The sequence below is a fragment of the Klebsiella sp. S69 genome (assembly GCF_016516145.1).
Lineage (GTDB): Bacteria > Pseudomonadota > Gammaproteobacteria > Enterobacterales > Enterobacteriaceae > Klebsiella > Klebsiella oxytoca.
Window position 1 is genome coordinate 1 of record NZ_JACVUU010000108.1, and the last position, 265, is coordinate 265.

General features: G+C 44.2%; 1 protein-coding gene. It reads right to left on the reverse strand.

Going from position 1 to position 265, the window contains the following annotated elements:
- On the reverse strand, positions 1-265 hold a 265-nt coding region (locus IAE27_RS29435; protein ID WP_200093445.1), incomplete at both ends, for a DUF3304 domain-containing protein.

The window sequence follows — 265 nt, forward strand, 5'->3', positions numbered from 1 at the left end:
GTAGTCGTAGCAACTGGTGGTGACTTTTATTTGATCGCAGGGTAAAAAGTGGACCTTTATTCCGCAGGTTTTTTGCCCGGTATAATCGGGAACAGATACTGTCTGGCTATGTTTCCGGTTTTGAGCTTTGATTTTTTTTTCCCATTCTAAGTACTTATCTGTATTAGCAAATCCAGGAAAACCTTTAGACCCTCCCACACCGGTTTCCCACTCAACTTTCACCGTCATTCCCGGTTTCCATTTCGTTGGCACACCGTAACAGCAG